Below are 18,829 nucleotides of genomic sequence, written 5' to 3' on the forward strand. Positions count from 1 at the left end.
TTTGTCAATAAATAGAAGCCGCTAGCGGCACAATGGGTAATAAAACCCTTGATGGATGTGCGCGCCAAGAGTGGTGAGTAGATGCGCGCATTCTGCAGTTTCAACACCTTCTACGATCACTGTGCAGTGGTAAGTGTGTCCCATCGCGATTAGCTGGCGCAGAGTTTCAACCTTTTTGTCGTCTTGCTTTAAGTTCATGACAAACAGACGGTCAATTTTCAGGTAATTCGGAGTAATGTGGCTAATCAGCTCAACATTGTTATTCCCAGTACCAAAGTCGTCAATGCTGATTTTACAACCAAGCTGTTTGAGCTTACTGATGTTGTCAAATATCTCGCGCGTGTAATACATCGAGGCATTTTCCGTGATCTCAATGGTTAGCAGTGTACAGTCTAACTGGGACAACTGACGATAAAGACGCGTAAAATTGCGCCCAATGAGAAGAGAAGGACATACGTTGATGCTGAGAGGGGCGAGTAATGACTTTGCGTCGCCATAGACGTTTTTTATCACCAGTAAGGTGTGATTGATCAGTAAGCCATTGGCAATCAAACGTTCAATAAATCGCTGAGTGTTTTTAACTTTAAAACGTGACAGTACCTCATAGTGAATATTTTGCCGATTTGATGTGTTATGAATAGGTTCAAGCTTTAAGGTGAACTGACGAATTGCCCATAGGTAGGAGACCAGCGAACGCAGCTTTTTATGCCTGGCAATAAACATTAGTATAAAGCTCAAAACAAGGATGCTTGTGATCGGTCCGGATACGTAATAGATCTCTTTGTAGCCGTTATCATTGACGTTATATAAAAACGAGTTGCCCTGGGTATCGCCAATTTCGAGCGCTGTACCGGTGTTAGTACACACTTTCATTCCCGACAAAAACATCCGCGACATGTGGCTCTCTATGCTATTCGCTAGATTGATGTTTTTCACTCGCACCAACACTTCTGCGCCGTCAAAGAAAAATGAATGCGTGGTGTAACTTTCGTTATTGAGCCAAAGGTTGCGGTCTCTCTCGTTGACCGGCACGACGGCTTCTGGTGTCACCAAACAACGAATATTGTGTTTGTCCGTCATTAAGGCGGACTCGACCAGTTGGATATTATCGAACAAACCACGTAAGCGGTCTTCATGCTCAAAGCAGCTACGCTGTGCCAGATCATGGGCAAAGTCCATCGCATCATCAAAATAGTTTTGCCTGACAATCGTACTGATTGCGTAAAAGCAAATCGCAACATACAAGATGATAGTAAAAACGAGAAAAAACAGTAGATTCAAGTACAGCGCACGACTGCGTAAGCAGATGCCTATTGCTCTTCTTATGCTGTGTGTCGCTTGTTGATGGATCCGCGCTTGCTGCAGAAGTCCGTCTTTTTGCGCATGTTGGCTATCGTATGGCACAAAATATCCCTTTCGGTGGATGTTTTCGATCAGAGACTTAGGTGCCTCTACGTGATTCTTTGTCAGTTGCCTGAACTTCTTTCGTACCGACGCAACAGCGTTCTTAAATCCATTTTCCGGCAACATCAAATGATGTTGCGCTGATAACTTCTTTTCGATTTTCCTCTGGCTAATAGGCGCGTTTAGGCTGCCAAAAGCGGCGATGGTGCTAAGGATCAAATATTCGATTCGGTTTACAGGAATAGAAGAGTGGATGGAATGATTGAGCTGTAGTGAAAGTTCTTTTTCGGTCAGGCAAACGCAGATTTGGTTTCCGAGTTCAAACCTAATCATGTGTTATTGCGCTCCAGGATTAATTTTTTGAATACGTTATCAATATTGATGTATCAGGTATGTGACCTTCTACGGGCATATCCTAAACTTCTGGATATAGTGACCATTTTAGATTTTTTTATAAAGCTCAATCTAGTTGTATTTCGGTGGATTAAGAAAGCAGAAACGAAAAAAAAGCCCGAGCAATGTGCTCGGGCTTTTCAATTGAGAGGGGAGGATTAGCAAATCACTTTGATTGCTAGACCGCCTTGAGATGTCTCACGGTATTTTGCGTTCATGTCCTTACCGGTCTCTAGCATGGTTTCGATAACCTTATCCAGAGAAACCGTAGGTGCAGATGAGCGACGCAGTGCCATACGAGTTGAGTTGATCGCTTTTACTGCCGCGATGCCGTTACGCTCGATACATGGAACCTGAACCTGACCCGCTACAGGGTCACAAGTTAGACCTAGGTTGTGTTCCATCGCAATTTCTGCTGCCATACATACTTGCTCAGGGCTACCACCCATCAGCTCAGCAAGACCAGCTGCAGCCATCGAACACGCTACGCCAACTTCGCCCTGACAACCAACTTCTGCACCAGAGATAGATGCATTGCGCTTGTAAAGACCACCGATTGCACCAGAAGCCGCAAAGTAACGGATGTAATCTTTTTCAGTTACTGTCTGGATGAACTTATCGTAGTAAGCCAGTACCGCCGGGATGATGCCACACGCACCGTTCGTTGGTGCTGTAACAACGCGACCACCGGCAGCGTTTTCTTCGTTTACTGCGAAAGCGAACATGTTTACCCAGTCAACAACCGACATTGGATCGTTAGTTGTCTTTTCAGAAGTAAGCAGTTGCTGACGAAGTGCTGCTGCACGACGAGGTACGCGTAGTGGACCAGGCAGAATACCTTCTTCGTTCATACCGCGATCCATACATTCGCGCATTGTGCGCCAGATGTTTGCGAAGTATGTACGAGTCTCTTCATCAGAGTGCAGAGAGTGTTCGTTTTTCATCACAAGTGCGCTGATAGAAAGACCGCTTTCTTTACACTGGTGAACTAACTCTTCTGCCGTTGTGTATTCGTAAGGAACCTTGATAGGGTTCTCTACTTCTTTACCGAAATTCTCTTCATCAACGATGAAACCACCGCCGATAGAGTAGTAAGTCTTTGAGTATACTTTTTCGTCATCGATCCAAGCGTGGATCTGCATGCCGTTTTCGTGTAGCTCAAGGTTAGTAGTATGGAAGTTCATACCACCATCTTTCGGGAAAGATACTGTATGACAGTGCATGCCAACAGGTAGGCGCTCAGTTTCTTCTACGCGAGCGATAAAGCCCGGAATAGAGTCGATATCTACTTTCTCAGGGGAGTTGCCTGCAAGACCCATGATGATCGCGATATCCGTGTGGTGACCTTTCCCTGTCAGTGATAGTGAACCATAAACGTCAACGGTGATTTTAGTGATGTCGCGCAGTTTTCCCATTGCACGAAGATCATCAATAAATTCTTTACCCGCTTTCATTGGACCTACAGTGTGTGAGCTTGAAGGACCAACACCGATTTTATAGATGTCAAAAACACTAATCATATCGATTACCTCAGAACAAAGCCTCCCAAGGGGAGTTGGGAGGCTTTTTATTATCGTTATATTCTTGGATTAATCACGCTAAATAAAGCAGCTGTGATTAAAGAGCGCCGTAGATTACAGAACTAATTGCCGCAAGACCACAGATTGCTGTGAAAATCTGTACAGGTGCTGAAGTTTTGTACTTCGCCATTGCTGGTACTTTCTGCATTGCGAATACAGGCATCAAGAATAGGATTGCCGCGATCATCGGTGCACCCATTGTTTCAATCATGCCTAGGATGCTTGGGTTAACGATAGCAACGATCCAAGTTGTGATTACGATGAACAGTAGCGATACTTTTTCAATCTTGCTGACAGGAGTTTGAGAGCGAGATTTGATTAGACCTACTAGACCTTCGTGCGCACCAAGGAAGTGACCAAAGTAGCTAGAAGTGATCGCTGCAAACGCTACTAGAGGACCCATGTAAGAAATAAGTGGAGACTCATGAACGTTAGCTAGGTAAGACAGTACTGAGATGTTTTGTTCTTGCGCAGATGCTAGTTGCTCTGGAGATAGAGAAAGTACTACAGAGAATACGAAGAACATTACAAAACCCATAAGCATCATTGCTGCGCCACCAGTGATAGCGTCAGTTTTCTTCACTGCGTCATCACCGTATACACGACGTTGTTCTTTAGAGAACTGAGAAATGATTGGGCTGTGGTTGAAAGAGAATACGATGATTGGAATTGCTAGCCAAACGATGGTCGGCATTTCGCCCCAGTTTGGTGATACTTCCATCATTGATGTATTCCAATCAGGAATTAGGTAGAAAGAAAGTGCTAGTAGGATAAATACTAGTGGGTAAACCATTGCTGATGTTGCTTTCAGCATTAGTTCTTTACCAAATACTACACCTGCTGTCATTGCTGCGATAAGTGCACCAGACAGTAGCCAGCGAGGAATAGATTCCATACCCATTTGGTTGACTAGGAAAGAGTCAACTGTGTTTGTGATACCAACACCGTAGATAAGTACGATTGGGTAGATAGCGAAGAAGTAGGCAAAAGTAATAAGGTTTGCGCCAGTTTTACCGAAGTGCTCTTCTACTGTGTCAGTGATGTCCGCTTCAGGGTTTTTCGCAGAAAGTACGAAACGAGCGAGAGATTTGTGTGCGAACCAAGTCATTGGTGCCGCGATTAGCGCTAGGATAACTAATGGCCAGAAACCGCCAGCACCTGCTTTAATAGGAAGGAAAAGTACACCTGCACCTACTGCTGTACCAAACAGGGACAGACACCAAGTGAAGTCTTTGTAAGAAAACTTACTAGACGATTGTGCGGTCGAAGCCGCAGAAGTAGTTGTATTCATTTTTGAGTTACTCATTTTGGGAACAGGAAATAAGTCGGGAGCAATTTTGCAAGATTTTGCACTAGGAAAATTAGATCTAAATCATGTATTGCTCGAGCTTATTGAATGATATGTCAAAAACCTGCTTTTTATCACGAAAACGGCGTGCTACACGTGATTATTGCTAATGAGTAAAATTAGAAAAACTTATCTGAAGGGGCAATTGTATAAATTTATCTCACCGCAAGCGTTTGCGATATAAAATCCAAATTAAACTAATGTGAACGAATGTTTGAAAAATAACCTTTTATTAATATTGATGCACATGATGTTTGCTATAGAAGCAAGATTATCATTGATAAGACAGTTAGTTAGAAATGATGTGTTTTTGCATCGATTCGATAATTTGTGCTGTCATTCCCCAAATGAAATGCTGTTGATAGGGGATTGCAAACACACGGTGACTGGTGTTTTTTAGTTTGAATTTTGTACTGTAAAGCTTTTTTGGATTCAAAATATGATCTGCTGGCACCTCAAAAACCTCGGCGACTTCGTTTGGGTCGATCTGAGTCGAATAGTCTGGTGAGACAAAGGCTAAAAATGGCGTCACATTAAACTGGCTAATAGTAGGTAGCTTGGGCAACTGACCAAACACCCTTATATCTGTTTGATGAATACCAATTTCCTCTTCTGCTTCTCTAAGGGCGGTATTTACAAGTACTTGATCGTCATCTTCAAATTTGCCCCCAGGAAAACTGATTTGCCCTGGATGATGCTTTAAGTGCTCGGCACGCTTGGTCAAAATCACTTGCAGACCTTGTTCACGTTCGACAAAGCCAATCAATACGGCCGCTTCTCTCAACTTCAATGATTCTAAGTGCGCTAAGCGTCCCAAAGACTCACGATGATAGCCTGTGGGCATTTGCAGTTGGAAGTTCTGCAGTAATGTCGATTTATCAATAACCAATGCTCAATCCTTTTACTGAAAACACCTGTGTGCTGAAGCATATTAATTTGAAAGTTATACCTTTATACACCATTCTTTATTTTAAGGCGTCACTATAAGGTTAGTTGAAGACGATGAAAGGGATTATTTTCACAGAGTTCATGGAGTTAGTGGAAGAGAAGTTTGGTCTGGAAGTTTTGGACCAAGTGCTCGACTTGTCTAATGATGAAGGCATCTACACCTCGGTCGGCAGTTATGATCATCGTGATTTGGTCAAGTTAATTGTCAACCTCAGCAAAATATCCAACATTCCACCGGAGCAGTTACAAGAAGTGTTTGGTGAGTGTGTGTTTCAAAACCTGCTCAAATCAATCCCAAACCATGCCAGCTTGCAGCAATGCTCCACTACGTTTCAATTTGTGCGTCATGTGGAAGACTTTATTCACGTGGAAGTGAAAAAGCTTTATCCAGATGCCAATCCACCGCAATTTGACTTTATCAGTGAAACTCAATCGGAGATGGTGTTCGATTATCGGAGTGCGCGCTGCATGGCGCATGTGTGTGTGGGGTTAATTAAAGGATGTGCTACCCACTTTGATGAAACGGTGATCATTAAGCACCAAAATCAGTCGCAAGATGGAAGCCAAGTTCGTTTTTGGCTGGAGGCTCAATAAGGCAATATGACAGGAAGTTCCTCATTAGAAAGGAAACTCAAACGAGAAGTGGCATCGCGAAAAGCAGCAGAAACACTGTTGGAGCAAAAAAGCTTAGAGTTGTACGAGGCGAATCAGCAACTGAGCGTAGCCTTAAAAAAGCTGGAAATGCAGTCAGAGCACGACTTGCGCAAGTTTGAGTTTGAAGAGCAAATCGATGCCACGTTGATTAAGTTTGGTCGTACCTTCCTTTCTAGTACCTTTGATGAAACCATGATTGCCAGCTTTTTGGAGCAACTGACATCTAATTCAGTTGTGTCGGGTGCGTACCTGTATTTGAGCGATACGCATTTATCTTCGTTGCGTCGTCATCAATTTGGTCATCTTAATCTTGCTCATGATGCGCCCATCGATGCCAAGCCTCGCTGGCAAGCGCAGAAGCTTTACCTGCCGATTATTATCGATTCAATGATTTTAGGCGAGCTTGTGTTTTCCGTGGATCTTGAACAAGTTGACCAAGAATTCATTTCCAAGCAAATGGTATTAGTGTCTGATTTAGTTCATGGCGTTATTAGCCGTCACTTGAGCCTAGAACGCGAAGTTGAATTACGTAAGCGTGCCGAAGCATCGGAAAAGGCGACCAAAGAATTCGTTGCCATGATTAACCATGAGTTGCGAACGCCATTAAATGGTGTGCTCGGCAGCGCGGAGCTGTTAAGTAAAACCCCCTTGGAGGAAGAGCAGCTTCAATACCTTGGTAATCTAAGTCAATCAGGCGATTTGCTACGCGTTATTATTAACGACTTGCTCGATTTCAGTAAGATGAATGCGGGTATGATGGAAATCATAAACAAAGTATTTGCTTGGAAAGACCTAGAAAATGCTTTGACCGGCGTATTTGCAGCCAAAGCTGCGGAAAAGCGCATTCACTTTTCTATTGATAAGAAGTTGGGTATTCCAGAGTACTTGATTGGAGACTTTGAACGTATTACGCAAATTCTGGTCAATTTGATTGGTAATGCGATTAAGTTTACCAATCTTGGAGGTGTGGTGCTTCGTGTCGAATGGAGCGATGGCTACGCTCTGTTTGAAGTGGAAGATACTGGGATTGGTATCCCGCTAGAAGCGCAACAAGCTTTATTTGACCCCTTTGTGCAAGCCGACCGCTCTACCAAGCGAAGTTTTGAAGGCTCTGGGCTTGGACTTGCGATTTGTAAGAATTTGGTCGATTTGATGGACGGCGAAATCAGCTTTGTCAGTGAGCCGCGCAAGGGCACTATTTTTAAAGTCAAATTGCCACTGAAACAAGGGCAAGCACAGGGCAGAGCGGCTGGCGATGTTTTAATTGGTCATCAGATAGACCTGTCCGGGCGTTCCGTATTGGTGGTGGATGATATTCGCATGAACCAAGTGATTGTGACTCAAATGCTGAAAAAGCTCGATATTACTCCAGATTTGAAAAACAACGGGTTAGAAGCGCTTGATGCGGTGAAAGAGAAAGATTACGAATTGATCTTTATGGATTGTCGGATGCCGGAAATGGATGGCTATGAAGCAACGGTACACCTTCGTGAAAATGGCTTTCACAGACCGATTATTGCACTAACAGCAGGCACCACCCTTGAGGAAAGACAAAAGTGCGTGGAGTCTGGGATGGATGACATCCTAACCAAACCATATACTGCTGCGGATATTGAGCAGATGATGTGTAAGTGGTTAGACGAATAGAGAGCACGAGAACATATAAAGAGAAGCGGCACGGTTATGTTGCAGTGCCGCTTTGTTTATTTCGATTGAGGTTTTTTGCTCATGATTTGAGCGCTGGTAGTATCTTAGAGAGCTTATCCAGAGTCTCTTGATATTCTGCAGCGCAGTCACTGTCTGCGACCACACCGCCACCAGCCCATGCGTAGAGCCGTTTGTCTTCTGCGACCAAAGTGCGGATTGTAATACTGGTGTCCATACGCCCATGACGGGAAATATAACCAATACTGCCACAATAAGCGTTGCGTCGATGAGGTTCTAACTCTTCAATGATTTGCATTGCCCGTACTTTCGGCGCACCAGTGATCGAACCGCCGGGAAAACATGCGCGAAGCAGATCTGCAGCGCAGTAGCGAATATCTAAGTTGGCCCGAATGGTGCTCACTAAATGATGCACTGCGGGAAAGCTCTCAATATCAAATAGCTTCGGTACATGTACGCTACCTGGTGCCGCGACCCGACCAATATCGTTGCGAAGTAAGTCGACTATCATCAAGTTCTCTGCTTGGTCTTTCTCTGCGGTCTGTAAATCAAACGCGTTGGCGGAATCTTGATGTGGATTTTGACTGCGAGGACGAGTGCCTTTGATCGGTTTGGTTTCAATAACGTTATCTTTAAGCTCTAGAAAACGCTCTGGTGACACGCTAATAATCGCTGATTTAGGCATACGAATGAACGCGGAAAAAGGCGCTTGATTTGCTTCTTCCAGTTTTTTGTAAGCTTGCCATTCACTGCCTTGATAGGCGGCGTTAAAACGTTGTGCTAAGTTAATTTGGTAGCAGTCGCCGCTCAGTAGGTACTGTTGCACACGCTCAAAACGAGAAGCGTAGGACGCTTGCGTCATATTGGATTGCCAGTCGCTAATCAGCTTGAAGTCTTCAACATCCGCGCTCGATTGCGCATTGAGCCATTGCCATGCTTGCTCGATGTTTCTGCCGACCATACACGCCTTGTTTAGCTTGTGGTCAACGATCAGCGCCCATTCATACAAGCCTACAGCCATGTCTGGAGTACGCAAATCTTTGTCTGCCAGATTAGGCATGGATTCGACTCGACGACCTAAATCGTAGCTGAAGTAACCCAGTGCGCCACCGACAAACGGTACATCCCATTTCGTGTCAGCTTCAACCTGTGGTAGTAGCCGCTGCTGAAGGTCTTCTAGCAAAGAAAATGGGTCATCTTGGGAAACGTAGTTTTCGTTTGATGTGGTGATTTGTGTGTCACTGCTCACTGTCTCAAGGGTAGCGATTGGGTTTGCGACTAATACGTCGAACCGGCTATCGATGTGCGTCTGCGAGGCAGAGCGTAAAAGCATCGCCCAAGGTTGGCTTTCAATACGGGAAAATAGCGAAAGAGCGAGGTCGTTGGCGTAATCCAATGCCTTAAAATCAAGCAATTGCGTATCCATGTTGTTCATTTGTTTAAATTGTGACAAAGAGTTCATTCACTGCATGGCATGTCATGGGCAGCAAGAGTATCATAAACCCTTGTATAGCCAAACTACCTCTATACAAAGGCTTGGAGGTGGTTTTACTATAAAAGAAGGCGACTTCATTTACTCGTGTGTCGATATCAGCCGTTCGACAATTGTTTATAAAACATGGTTTAAAAATAAACGTTTATAAAAACAAAGCTCATCAAGAGCAATAAGCTCAACAAACACGATTGAAGCCAAGCCAATAATGGAAGCAAAGCATAACAATAATGAGGCATGCAATGACGGTAATACGCACGCAGGATGTCATCAGCAGTGTTGCTGATGCGCTACAGTATATTTCTTACTACCACCCGCTAGACTTTGTTCAAGCCCTTGAAAAAGCCTACCACCGTGAAGAGAGCCAGGCGGCAAAAGACGCCATCGCTCAGATCCTAATTAACTCTCGTATGTCGGCGGAAGGTCATCGACCTATCTGTCAGGACACGGGGATCGTGACTTGTTTCGTGAACATCGGCATGGGCGTCCAGTGGGACTCGACCGATATGACGGTACAACAAATGGTGGATGAGGGTGTCCGACAGGCTTACACAAACCCAGACAACCCATTGCGTGCCTCGGTTCTTATGGACCCTGCTGGTAAGCGAATCAATACCAAAGACAACACGCCAGCAGTCGTGCACATTAATATGGTGCCTGGAGACAAAGTTGAAATTCAAATTGCTGCGAAAGGTGGCGGTTCTGAGAACAAAACTAAGATGGTCATGTTGAACCCGTCAGATGACATTGCAGAATGGGTAGAGAAAACGCTACCAGCTATGGGCGCTGGCTGGTGTCCTCCTGGTATGCTTGGCATTGGTATCGGCGGCACTGCAGAAAAAGCAGCGGTACTGGCAAAAGAATCTCTAATGGAACACATCGACATTCAAGAGTTGATTGACCGTGGTCCTCAAAATGCGGAAGAAGAGCTTCGTCTTGATATCTTCAATCGTGTAAACAAACTTGGCATCGGTGCTCAAGGCTTAGGCGGTTTAACGACAGTTGTTGATGTGAAAATCAAAACTGCACCGACTCACGCCGCTTCGAAACCTGTGTGCTTGATCCCGAACTGTGCAGCGACACGCCACGTGCATTTCACTCTTGATGGCAAGGGACCGGCAGAGTTGACGCCGCCAAAACTGGAAGATTGGCCAGACATTACTTGGGAAGCAGGCGAGAACACACGTCGCGTTAATCTTGATACGGTCACCAAAGAAGAAGTCCAAGAGTGGAAAACGGGTGAAACCGTTCTGCTGTCTGGCAAAATCCTTACTGGTCGTGATGCGGCACATAAACGTATCCAAGGCATGCTAGAGGCGGGAGAAGGTCTACCAGAAGGTGTCGATCTTAAGGGTAAGTTCATCTACTACGTTGGTCCGGTTGATGCAGTGGGTGATGAAGTTGTTGGTCCTGCAGGTCCAACAACCTCCACGCGAATGGATAAGTTTACTGACATGATGCTAGAGCAAACGGGCATTATGGGTATGATAGGTAAAGCCGAGCGTGGTCCAGCTACGGTTGAGTCAATCAAAAACCACAAAGCCGTTTATCTCATGGCGGTAGGTGGAGCGGCTTACTTGGTTGCGAAGGCGATCAAAAAAGCACGCGTTGTGGCGTTTGAAGATTTGGGTATGGAAGCAATTTACGAATTCGAAGTTGAAGACATGCCAGTTACCGTGGCAGTGGACTCGAATGGTGTAAATGCGCACCAAATTGGTCCAGATACGTGGAAAGTGAAAATCCAAGAGATGGAAGCGTAAGACACGAGTTGCTAATTTGTCAGGTCACAAGGTTTGTGTCATGCGGAGTCTGACTCGGCGAGGCGCAGGCGTCTCAATCGAGAGAATGTGACAAAGTGCTGATTTACCTAGCAAACATTTGACAAAAGTGCAGCGAAAGCTGCACTTTTTGTCTATATAATCAGATATAAACTTATAGGCATAACAAATTTTGTTGTTATGCTGACCATGATTAGGAGACGGCATGCCTCGTTTTATTCAAATTCTACAAATAGTCCTTGCGGTTGTGATCGGTAGCTTTGTGGGCTACGACTTGATCCTTCACGGCATCAGTATCTTCGATGAAAAATACGTCACCATCACTTGTGTCTTGTGGTTGATTTTGGAGATTGCACTGTTTGTTATCTACAAGCTTATCGAAGACGATTAGAGTGTAAACTGGTTATCAAGATCCCCGAAGCCTCTGAAATTCTCAGAGGCTTTTGCGTTTTTAAACGTCAGATTTTGCCGTGAATACTTTGTTCATCTTTGATTAAGGTTGGTAAAATTACACTGCGTAGCAGAAATTGATGAGATAAATAAAAAGTATGAAAAGAATAACGCAAGAAGTGAATGACTTTATCAGCCGTGGTATGGACGCCAATGTCCGAATCGCCGTGACTGGGTTATCTCGAGCGGGGAAAACCGCCTTTATTACTTCTTTAGTCAATCAACTGCTGCACACTGCGACACACGATAATTTGCCACTGCTTAATGCGGCCCGTGATAAGCGCCTGATTGGGGCTAAACGTGAACCACAAACGAACATGATGGTGCCACGTTTTGCCTATGACGAAGCAATGAGTCAAATTCATGCTACACCTCCCCAATGGCCGGTGCCGACTCGTGACGTGAGCGAAATTCGTCTTGCACTCAAATATAAACCGAACAAAACCACTAAAAAGCTGCTGAGCAAAACCGCGGTATTGAACGTCGATATCATTGACTACCCGGGTGAGTGGCTTCTTGATTTACCTTTGCTTGATATGGATTTTGCAAGCTGGTCTCGTACCCAGTTTGATGCGCTAAAAGGTCAGCGTCTTGAGCTTGCCAACCCTTGGTTAGAGGCGCTTGATTCTGTGGATTTGAATGCAGAAGCCAGTGAAAAACAGCTTGAGCAGGTTGCTAACGCATACACAGATTATTTGCATGCTTGTAAAGACTCAGGGCTACACTGGGTGCAACCTGGTCGATTTGTTTTACCGGGTGAGCTTGCTGGTGCGCCAGTGCTGCAGTTTTTCCCGTGTCGAGTTGACGAAGGGGTAAAGCCTTCTAAAGGCAGTAACCTCGCGATGCTAGAAGCGCGTTACCATGAATACCAGCAAAAGGTCGTCAAAGCGTTTTACAAACATCATTTTGCTACTTTCGATCGACAGATCGTACTGGTCGACTGCTTGCAGCCACTTAATGCGGGTGATGAAGCTTTTTATGATATGCGCCAAGCGCTTGAACAGATCATGCATAGCTTCCGGTATGGGCGCAGTAGCTTCTTGCGTCGTTTGTTCTCACCAAAGATCGACAGAGTTCTGTTTGCTGCGACGAAAGCGGATCACGTGACCCCAGATCAGCACCCTCACTTAGTGTCATTGTTACAGCAAATGGTCCACCCAGCATGGCAAACCGCAGCGTACGAGAACATTGAAATGAGCTGCATGAGCATTGCGTCGATTCAAGCGACCATGTCAGGCTTTATTGCCTCCGGAGATAAAACCGTCCCCGCGCTGCAAGGCACGACGTTAAAAGGGGAGCCAATGACGATGTTCCCGGGAGAAGTCCCTAAGAAGCTGCCGAATACCGCTTATTGGCAAAACAGTGGCTTTGATTTTACTTCTTTCCGTCCAATGCCTTCAGAAACGGATGAGCCGATGAAACACATTCGCCTAGACAAAGCATTGGAATACCTATTGGGAGACAAATTGAAATGAGTGAACTAAAACAAAAACAAGTCTTCTCAGAAAAAGTGATGCAAAGTGATCAAGAGAGTGTTTCTCCTGAGTTGACGGCTCAAAAGACGTTTTCAGAAAAAGAAACCTTCGTACCTGTGGCGATTGAAGAGCAACAGGATGAAACAGAACAAGAGTTACAGCTTGAACATGTCATTCGCCCGAGAGTGGGTCGCAAATGGCTGACAACGGGGCTCTTTGCAACCTTTGCCGGTTTAGTTGGTTGGCAGGCGGTCGATTCTGTCGTTACCGCAGTACAAACTGCTGATTGGCTTGCTCTTGGCTGGGCTGGCTTTGTCACTACTATCGCTTCTTTTGGTTTGGGTGCACTAGGCAAAGAGCTATGGAAGCTGCGTAAACTTCGCAATCATTTTAGTGTGCAGGAAGAAAGCGAAGGGCTTATTGATAGCCAAAGCGTCGGTAAGGGCAAAGCCTTTTGTGAAAAAGTGGCGGAGCAAAGCGGCGTGTTGGCAGAAAACCCGGGGTTTGATCGTTGGAAAAACAGCGTAAACCCAGCTCATAGTGATGCCGAAATTCTAGACATGTATGATTCCATGGTCGTGAGTCAGCAAGACAAGCTCGCAACCAAAATTGTTTCGCAACATGCAACTGAATCTGCCGCTTTGGTGGCTGTGAGCCCATTAGCAGCCGCTGATATGTTGCTGGTGGCATGGCGTAACTTCAAAATGATCGATAATCTTTCGAAGGTGTATGGCGTTGAGCTGGGGTATGCTTCACGCATCAAACTGCTACGTGCAGTGTTCGTTAACATGGCAGCAGCAGGTGCCAGTGAGCTCGCGATTGATGCCAGTATGGATCTGATGTCGATGGATTTAGCTGGAAAAGTCTCTGCGCGAGCAGGGCAGGGTTTGGGTGTGGGTATTTTGACTGCGCGCCTAGGGCTCAAATCGATGGCACTGCTTCGTCCATTACCTTGGTATCCGGAGCGTCAGGTGAAACTAGGTGCGATTCGCAAAGAAGTGGTGGCGAAAGTTGCATCAATCACGATGAAACCGTAATCAATGTCACCTTTGACGGTGAGGATTACTTGACGCCATTCCAAGCTTGGTAGAAACTACTGTCAACTTTTCCTGACAGTTGTGATTTGGGATATTTTCAGTGCGTCTTGAAGTCTTTTGTGAAGATAGACTCGGTCTTACCCGAGAACTGCTCGATATTTTAGCGTCTAAAAGCATCGATTTACGTGGTATCGAAATTGATATTAGTGGCATCATTTACCTAAACTGCCCTGATATTGATTTTGATACCTTTAGCGAACTAATGGCAGAAATCCGCCGTATACCGGGGGTCAAAGACGTACGTAAAATCCAATTTATGCCAATGGAGCGCCACAATACTGAGTTGCTCTCTTTGGTAGATAATCTTCCAGATCCTGTCTTTGCCATCGACCTCAAAGGTGCGGTAGATATGGCGAACATGTCAGCATTGTCTCTACTTGGTCAGCACAAACAAGATGTGATTGGCACTCAAATCGGAGTTTTGTTACCGAGTGTGCGTTTTTCTCGTTGGTCGGAAGGCGTTAATGCCCGCACTCGTGAAAGCTTAGTGATTGATGGTTTGGACTACATTCTTGAGTTGATGCCTGTTTACATTAAAGACGAAGCGCAAAACTCAACTCTTGCTAGTACGTTGATGACTATTCGCTCTAGCCAGCAAGGTGTGCAGATAGAAGAAACTCTGCCATTGCATAACCAGTTAGGATTCGAGCATTTTGTTGGTTTATCGAATCGCCATAAGGCGTTGATGAACCAAGCGAAAAAACTGTCAGTGCTTGACCAACCCCTATTGATTGAGGGTGAAACTGGTACTGGCAAAGAAATGCTGGCAAAAGCATGTCATAGCCGATCTGGACGCGCGAGCAAGCCATTTATGGTGCTGAGTTGTGCGTCGATGCCGGACGATGTTGCGGAGACCGAGTTATTTGGTCATGCACCTGGCTCGTTTAATCATGAGCAAGGGCATAAAGGTATTTTTGAGCAAGCCAATGGCGGCACCGTTTTTCTCGACGAGATAGGCGAGATGAGTGCGCACTTACAAATCAAACTACTTCGCTTTTTACAAGATGGAAACTTCCGTCGTGTTGGTGCAGAAGATGAGATGCATGTTGATGTGCGTATTATTGCCTCAACCAAGCACAACCTAGCCGAACTTGCCGAAGCAGGTAAGTTCCGTGAAGATTTGTATTATCGTCTCAACGTTCTAACGTTGAACATCCCGCCGCTGCGTAAACGCTCGAACGATGTTGCACCATTGCTGGATTTGTTTGTCACAAAACATGCTCAGCAGCTTGGTATCGATAAACCAGAACTCGATGATGAACTTGTTGATGCGTTAGCAAATTACCAGTGGCCCGGTAACATGCGTCAGTTAGATAACATGGTGCTTCGCGCGCTGACTGAGATGGAAGGTCATTTGCTAAAAGCGGATAACTTTAATCTGCCTCAACCGCAAGCAATGGGCGGAGGTAGCGCAACCTTGAACCTTGATGGATCATTGGATGAGATCATGCGTGATTACGAATCGCAGATTTTAGAGCGTTTGTATCAATCTTTCCCATCAAGCCGTAAGCTTGCCAAGCGATTGAATGTCTCTCATACCTCTATCGCGAACAAGTTGCGTGATTATGGTATTCGTAAAAGCTAGGGTATTCGTACAAACTGGGCTATCCGAAAATTAATCCGAAATTAAATGGAAGTTGTCATTCGTAATGGAAGATAAAAGCTCCTCAATCGCCGTTCACAAGTTGGACGGCGACTTGCTTCTACGTACCGCAGAAATTGGTGATGCCGATATGATTGCGGCGTATTTTCAGACAAACCGAGAGTATTTAGCGCCTTTTGAACCAAAACGTGAAGAGGCATTTTACTCTGTCAACGGCTGGCTACAAAAGTTGATAAAACTGAACGAGCTGCATAGATTGGGGTTGGGCTACTACTGCCTACTCGTTCATGCTGAATCAGGTAAAATGCTCGGGACGCTCTCTTTCAGTAACCTGACCCGTTTCCCATTTTATGCCTGTAATGTGGGTTACTCTCTTGCTGAAGATGCGCAAGGAAATGGCTATATGCGCCGCGCGTTGAAAATGGCATGCGACTATATGTTTGATGTACAAAAGTTACATCGCATTCAAGCTGGCTACATGCCGCATAACACGCGAAGTGAAGCTGTTTTGCAACATGTCGGATTTGAAAGAGAAGGTTACGCAAAGGATTATTTGTTGATCAACGGTGAGTGGCAAGATCATGTGCTGACATCGCTGACTAACCCGAATTGGAATGCAGAGGCTCGATAGATGGAAAGGCTGGAAAAGCAGTTAGCGCTTTTGATAGAACTAGACCAACTGAAAAGCGTACTTCGACGCACTCGAGTAAAAAGCGCTGATGGACGTCTGGAAAATAGCGGTGAGCACAGCTGGCACGTTGCGCTAATGGCTGTTTTAATGCAAGAGCACGCTAATGCTCCAGTTGATATTGCGCGTGTGATGAAAATGCTGCTTATTCATGATGTTGTAGAGATCGACGCGGGCGATACCTTTGTTTATGATGTTGCAGCGTCTAAAGAGCAAGAAGAGAAAGAGTTCAGAGCGGCTCAGCGTTTGTTTGGTATGTTACCAAGCGATCAAGGTGAAGAACTGCTCGCTCTGTGGCATGAATTTGAAGCCGCGCAAAGTAATGATGCTAAATACGCTAAGGCGTTAGACCGCCTTATTCCAATGTTGCTCAACTACCACAATGATGGTCAAAGTTGGAAAGAAAATGGGGTGACGCGAGAGCAAGCGTTAACCATCAATAAAAGAATTGAATTTGGCTCTGTCACATTATGGGACAAGGCTAAAGAACTGATTGAAGATGCCACCGAGAACGGTTGGTTGAAGTCGTAAGAAAGGAGACTGAATGTCTTATTTGCCTTTGGATGAATACCAAAGAAAATGGATTTTTACTCACCAGTCAATGCCAGTGCCGGAAGAAGACCTTGAGTTTATCAAACCAATGAGTCAAGCTCGCGCCGCGCAGTTCTGGAAAGAGAACATCAGTGCGCAAAGCCCTGATGCAGATCGTTTAAGCTCATCAGACTGGCCAATGAAAGAGTCTAACTGGTCACAAGAAGTCGATTGGATGGCTGCTTGGGAAGCTGATGAACGTGAACTTCCAGAAGAAGTAGCGACGTTTATTGACTGGCAAGATGATGTAACCGTGTACTTTTGCTATGAGAAGTACAACGTGATTGAGACGAAGTGGTCAACGTTTAAAAAACACTGGAAGAATTTCTTGTTCTACGACGATGGTCCGATTTTGATTGGTCGTCGCCGCGCTCAAGCTCTGTGGTTTGACTCCAAAGGAAACGTCAAGCTAGGAGAGCGCCACTAGCACGACTTTTGCACATAAATGGCTAAAGCCACCGATGTTTTACTCGATGGCTTTTGTTTTTTATAGGCTCGATAAAGGGCTCAATACGCCGCCAGCACCTCGCTCGATTACATGTGTGTATATTTGTGTGGTTTTTACATCGGAATGCCCAAGCTGTTCCTGAACCGTGCGTATATCTGCACCGGACTCGAGTAAGTGCGTCGCAAAGCTGTGTCTGAGCGTGTGGCAAGTGACTGACTTTTCTATGCTTGCATCTTTTGCGGCTCGCTTCACTGCTCTTTGTATCGCGCTTTCATTGATATGGTGACGCCTAAACTCTCCTGTTTCGTTGTCGACATTTAACTTGGTGGAAGGGAAGAGGAAGTGCCAATTAAAATCCAGCTCGGCTCCAGGATATTTTCGACTTAAGCCATCGGCTATATTTACACCCGCATAACCTGCCACATGACGATCTTTTTGGTAATAATCTCTTGCTAAGTTTACTTGTGCTTTTAATGGTTCATGTAACTCTTTTGCCAGTGTCACTGTCCGGTTCTTGCCCCCCTTTCCTTGCCAAACTCTGATTGCTCCATAATCGTAATCGATATCTTGAATCCGCAATCGGAGACATTCCATGACTCGAAGCCCTGAACCATATAACAATTGAATATGGAGTTTATATCGTGGATCAATATGTCGAACAAAGCGGCGTACTTCATTCCTTGTTAACACCACTGGCAATTTCATTTCAGCCACTGACTTTTGAAATCGCATGTTTAATGAAAGTGGCATTTGAAAGTATTCACGGTATAAAAAAGAGATAGCATTTAATGCGAGAGCCTGCGTTTTTACTGCCACTTTTTCTTCAATCGCGAGGTGGCTAAGAAAGCCTTCAACATCATCTTCAGAAAGTTTCGAAGGGTGGGCTAGCTGGTGGAAATGTATGTATCGCTTTATCCAAAATAGGTAGGCTTCTATGGTCTTCTTGGCATAGTGACGTGAGATCATATGCTCTTTCACGCTGAGTAAAAACTGACTTTTCATTGTTTAATTTTAACTGGCTATTTATACAGTTTTGTTAATTTAGCGTGCTTAAACGAATTAGGCACGCCTGCGCCGTCTAATTGCGTGGTTGAGCACACAGATTCATACTGATTTTCTATTTGTTTCATGCAGATAAGTGCTAGCATGCATACTTTCTTTTGCATGAAAGAAGGCGGTAGCGTGCCTGAAAGATGGCTTAGAGCCGTATAGAAA

At 45.0% G+C, this 18,829-nt stretch carries 17 protein-coding genes; 10 read left to right on the forward strand and 7 right to left on the reverse strand.

What is annotated here, in order from left to right:
- Nucleotides 1-21: 21 nt before the first annotated feature.
- The 4 genes from tpdA to OH463_RS15630 all read right to left on the reverse strand — a co-directional run bounded on the left by tpdA (nt 22) and on the right by OH463_RS15630 (nt 5,614).
- Nucleotides 22-1,737, reverse strand: coding sequence for a cyclic di-GMP phosphodiesterase TpdA (tpdA, locus tag OH463_RS15615; protein WP_269991555.1), 1,716 nt, complete (start codon nt 1,735-1,737; stop codon nt 22-24).
- Nucleotides 1,738-1,955: 218 nt separating this feature from the next.
- The gene (locus OH463_RS15620; protein ID WP_005445190.1) at nt 1,956-3,317 is read right to left on the reverse strand and encodes an L-serine ammonia-lyase; all 1,362 of its coding nucleotides are present in this window, start codon (nt 3,315-3,317) and stop codon (nt 1,956-1,958) included.
- A gap of 97 nt (nt 3,318-3,414) precedes the next feature.
- Complete coding sequence (locus OH463_RS15625; RefSeq protein ID WP_005445192.1) at nt 3,415-4,668, reverse strand: aromatic amino acid transport family protein; 1,254 nt, start codon at nt 4,666-4,668, stop codon at nt 3,415-3,417.
- Nucleotides 4,669-5,014: 346 nt separating this feature from the next.
- On the reverse strand, nt 5,015-5,614 hold the full coding sequence (locus OH463_RS15630; RefSeq protein ID WP_005445194.1) for a CoA pyrophosphatase: 600 nt from the start codon (nt 5,612-5,614) through the stop codon (nt 5,015-5,017).
- Between the two features lie 113 nt (nt 5,615-5,727).
- Between OH463_RS15630 and OH463_RS15635 the strand changes: the two genes are divergently transcribed.
- Both OH463_RS15635 and OH463_RS15640 read left to right on the forward strand, forming a co-directional pair.
- On the forward strand, nt 5,728-6,267 hold the full coding sequence (locus OH463_RS15635; RefSeq protein WP_009698373.1) for a heme NO-binding domain-containing protein: 540 nt from the start codon (nt 5,728-5,730) through the stop codon (nt 6,265-6,267).
- A gap of 6 nt (nt 6,268-6,273) precedes the next feature.
- On the forward strand, nt 6,274-7,974 hold the full coding sequence (locus OH463_RS15640) for an ATP-binding protein (RefSeq protein ID WP_038899419.1): 1,701 nt from the start codon (nt 6,274-6,276) through the stop codon (nt 7,972-7,974).
- A gap of 79 nt (nt 7,975-8,053) precedes the next feature.
- Here the strand turns inward: OH463_RS15640 and pabB are convergent, their stop codons facing one another.
- The gene (gene pabB / locus OH463_RS15645; RefSeq protein ID WP_104411119.1) at nt 8,054-9,418 is read right to left on the reverse strand and encodes an aminodeoxychorismate synthase component I; all 1,365 of its coding nucleotides are present in this window, start codon (nt 9,416-9,418) and stop codon (nt 8,054-8,056) included.
- Nucleotides 9,419-9,726: 308 nt separating this feature from the next.
- Between pabB and OH463_RS15650 the strand changes: the two genes are divergently transcribed.
- The 8 genes from OH463_RS15650 (at nt 9,727) to OH463_RS15685 (ending at nt 17,593) form a co-directional block, all read left to right on the forward strand.
- Nucleotides 9,727-11,244: a fumarate hydratase gene (locus OH463_RS15650; RefSeq protein WP_009698369.1), complete on the forward strand. Its 1,518-nt coding sequence runs from the start codon at nt 9,727-9,729 to the stop codon at nt 11,242-11,244.
- A 223-nt stretch (nt 11,245-11,467) separates the two neighbouring features.
- The gene (locus OH463_RS15655; RefSeq protein WP_005433708.1) at nt 11,468-11,653 is read left to right on the forward strand and encodes a hypothetical protein; all 186 of its coding nucleotides are present in this window, start codon (nt 11,468-11,470) and stop codon (nt 11,651-11,653) included.
- Between the two features lie 157 nt (nt 11,654-11,810).
- The gene (locus OH463_RS15660) at nt 11,811-13,187 is read left to right on the forward strand and encodes a YcjX family protein (RefSeq protein ID WP_009698368.1); all 1,377 of its coding nucleotides are present in this window, start codon (nt 11,811-11,813) and stop codon (nt 13,185-13,187) included.
- Entirely contained in the window at nt 13,184-14,224 is a 1,041-nt protein-coding gene (locus OH463_RS15665; protein ID WP_269991556.1) for a YcjF family protein, read from the forward strand. Before OH463_RS15660 ends, OH463_RS15665 begins: the two co-directional genes overlap by 4 nt.
- A gap of 100 nt (nt 14,225-14,324) precedes the next feature.
- Nucleotides 14,325-15,869 (forward strand): transcriptional regulator TyrR, encoded by a 1,545-nt coding sequence (gene tyrR / locus OH463_RS15670; RefSeq protein WP_009698366.1) that lies wholly within the window; start codon nt 14,325-14,327, stop codon nt 15,867-15,869.
- A gap of 64 nt (nt 15,870-15,933) precedes the next feature.
- The gene (gene rimJ, locus OH463_RS15675) at nt 15,934-16,518 is read left to right on the forward strand and encodes a ribosomal protein S5-alanine N-acetyltransferase (RefSeq protein ID WP_005445212.1); all 585 of its coding nucleotides are present in this window, start codon (nt 15,934-15,936) and stop codon (nt 16,516-16,518) included.
- Entirely contained in the window at nt 16,519-17,106 is a 588-nt protein-coding gene (locus OH463_RS15680; RefSeq protein ID WP_005445214.1) for an HD domain-containing protein, read from the forward strand.
- A gap of 13 nt (nt 17,107-17,119) precedes the next feature.
- Entirely contained in the window at nt 17,120-17,593 is a 474-nt protein-coding gene (locus OH463_RS15685; protein ID WP_269991557.1) for a DUF2947 domain-containing protein, read from the forward strand.
- Nucleotides 17,594-17,653: 60 nt separating this feature from the next.
- On the opposite strand, the gene OH463_RS15690 is transcribed toward OH463_RS15685, so the two are convergent.
- Nucleotides 17,654-18,616 (reverse strand): integron integrase, encoded by a 963-nt coding sequence (locus tag OH463_RS15690; protein ID WP_199450586.1) that lies wholly within the window; start codon nt 18,614-18,616, stop codon nt 17,654-17,656.
- A 17-nt stretch (nt 18,617-18,633) separates the two neighbouring features.
- Nucleotides 18,634-18,829, reverse strand: a 196-nt coding sequence (locus tag OH463_RS15695) for a hypothetical protein (RefSeq protein WP_269991558.1), incomplete at its 5' end; no start/stop codon positions are given.

Source organism: Vibrio sp. NFR, from assembly GCF_027587095.1.
Lineage (GTDB): Bacteria > Pseudomonadota > Gammaproteobacteria > Enterobacterales > Vibrionaceae > Vibrio > Vibrio harveyi.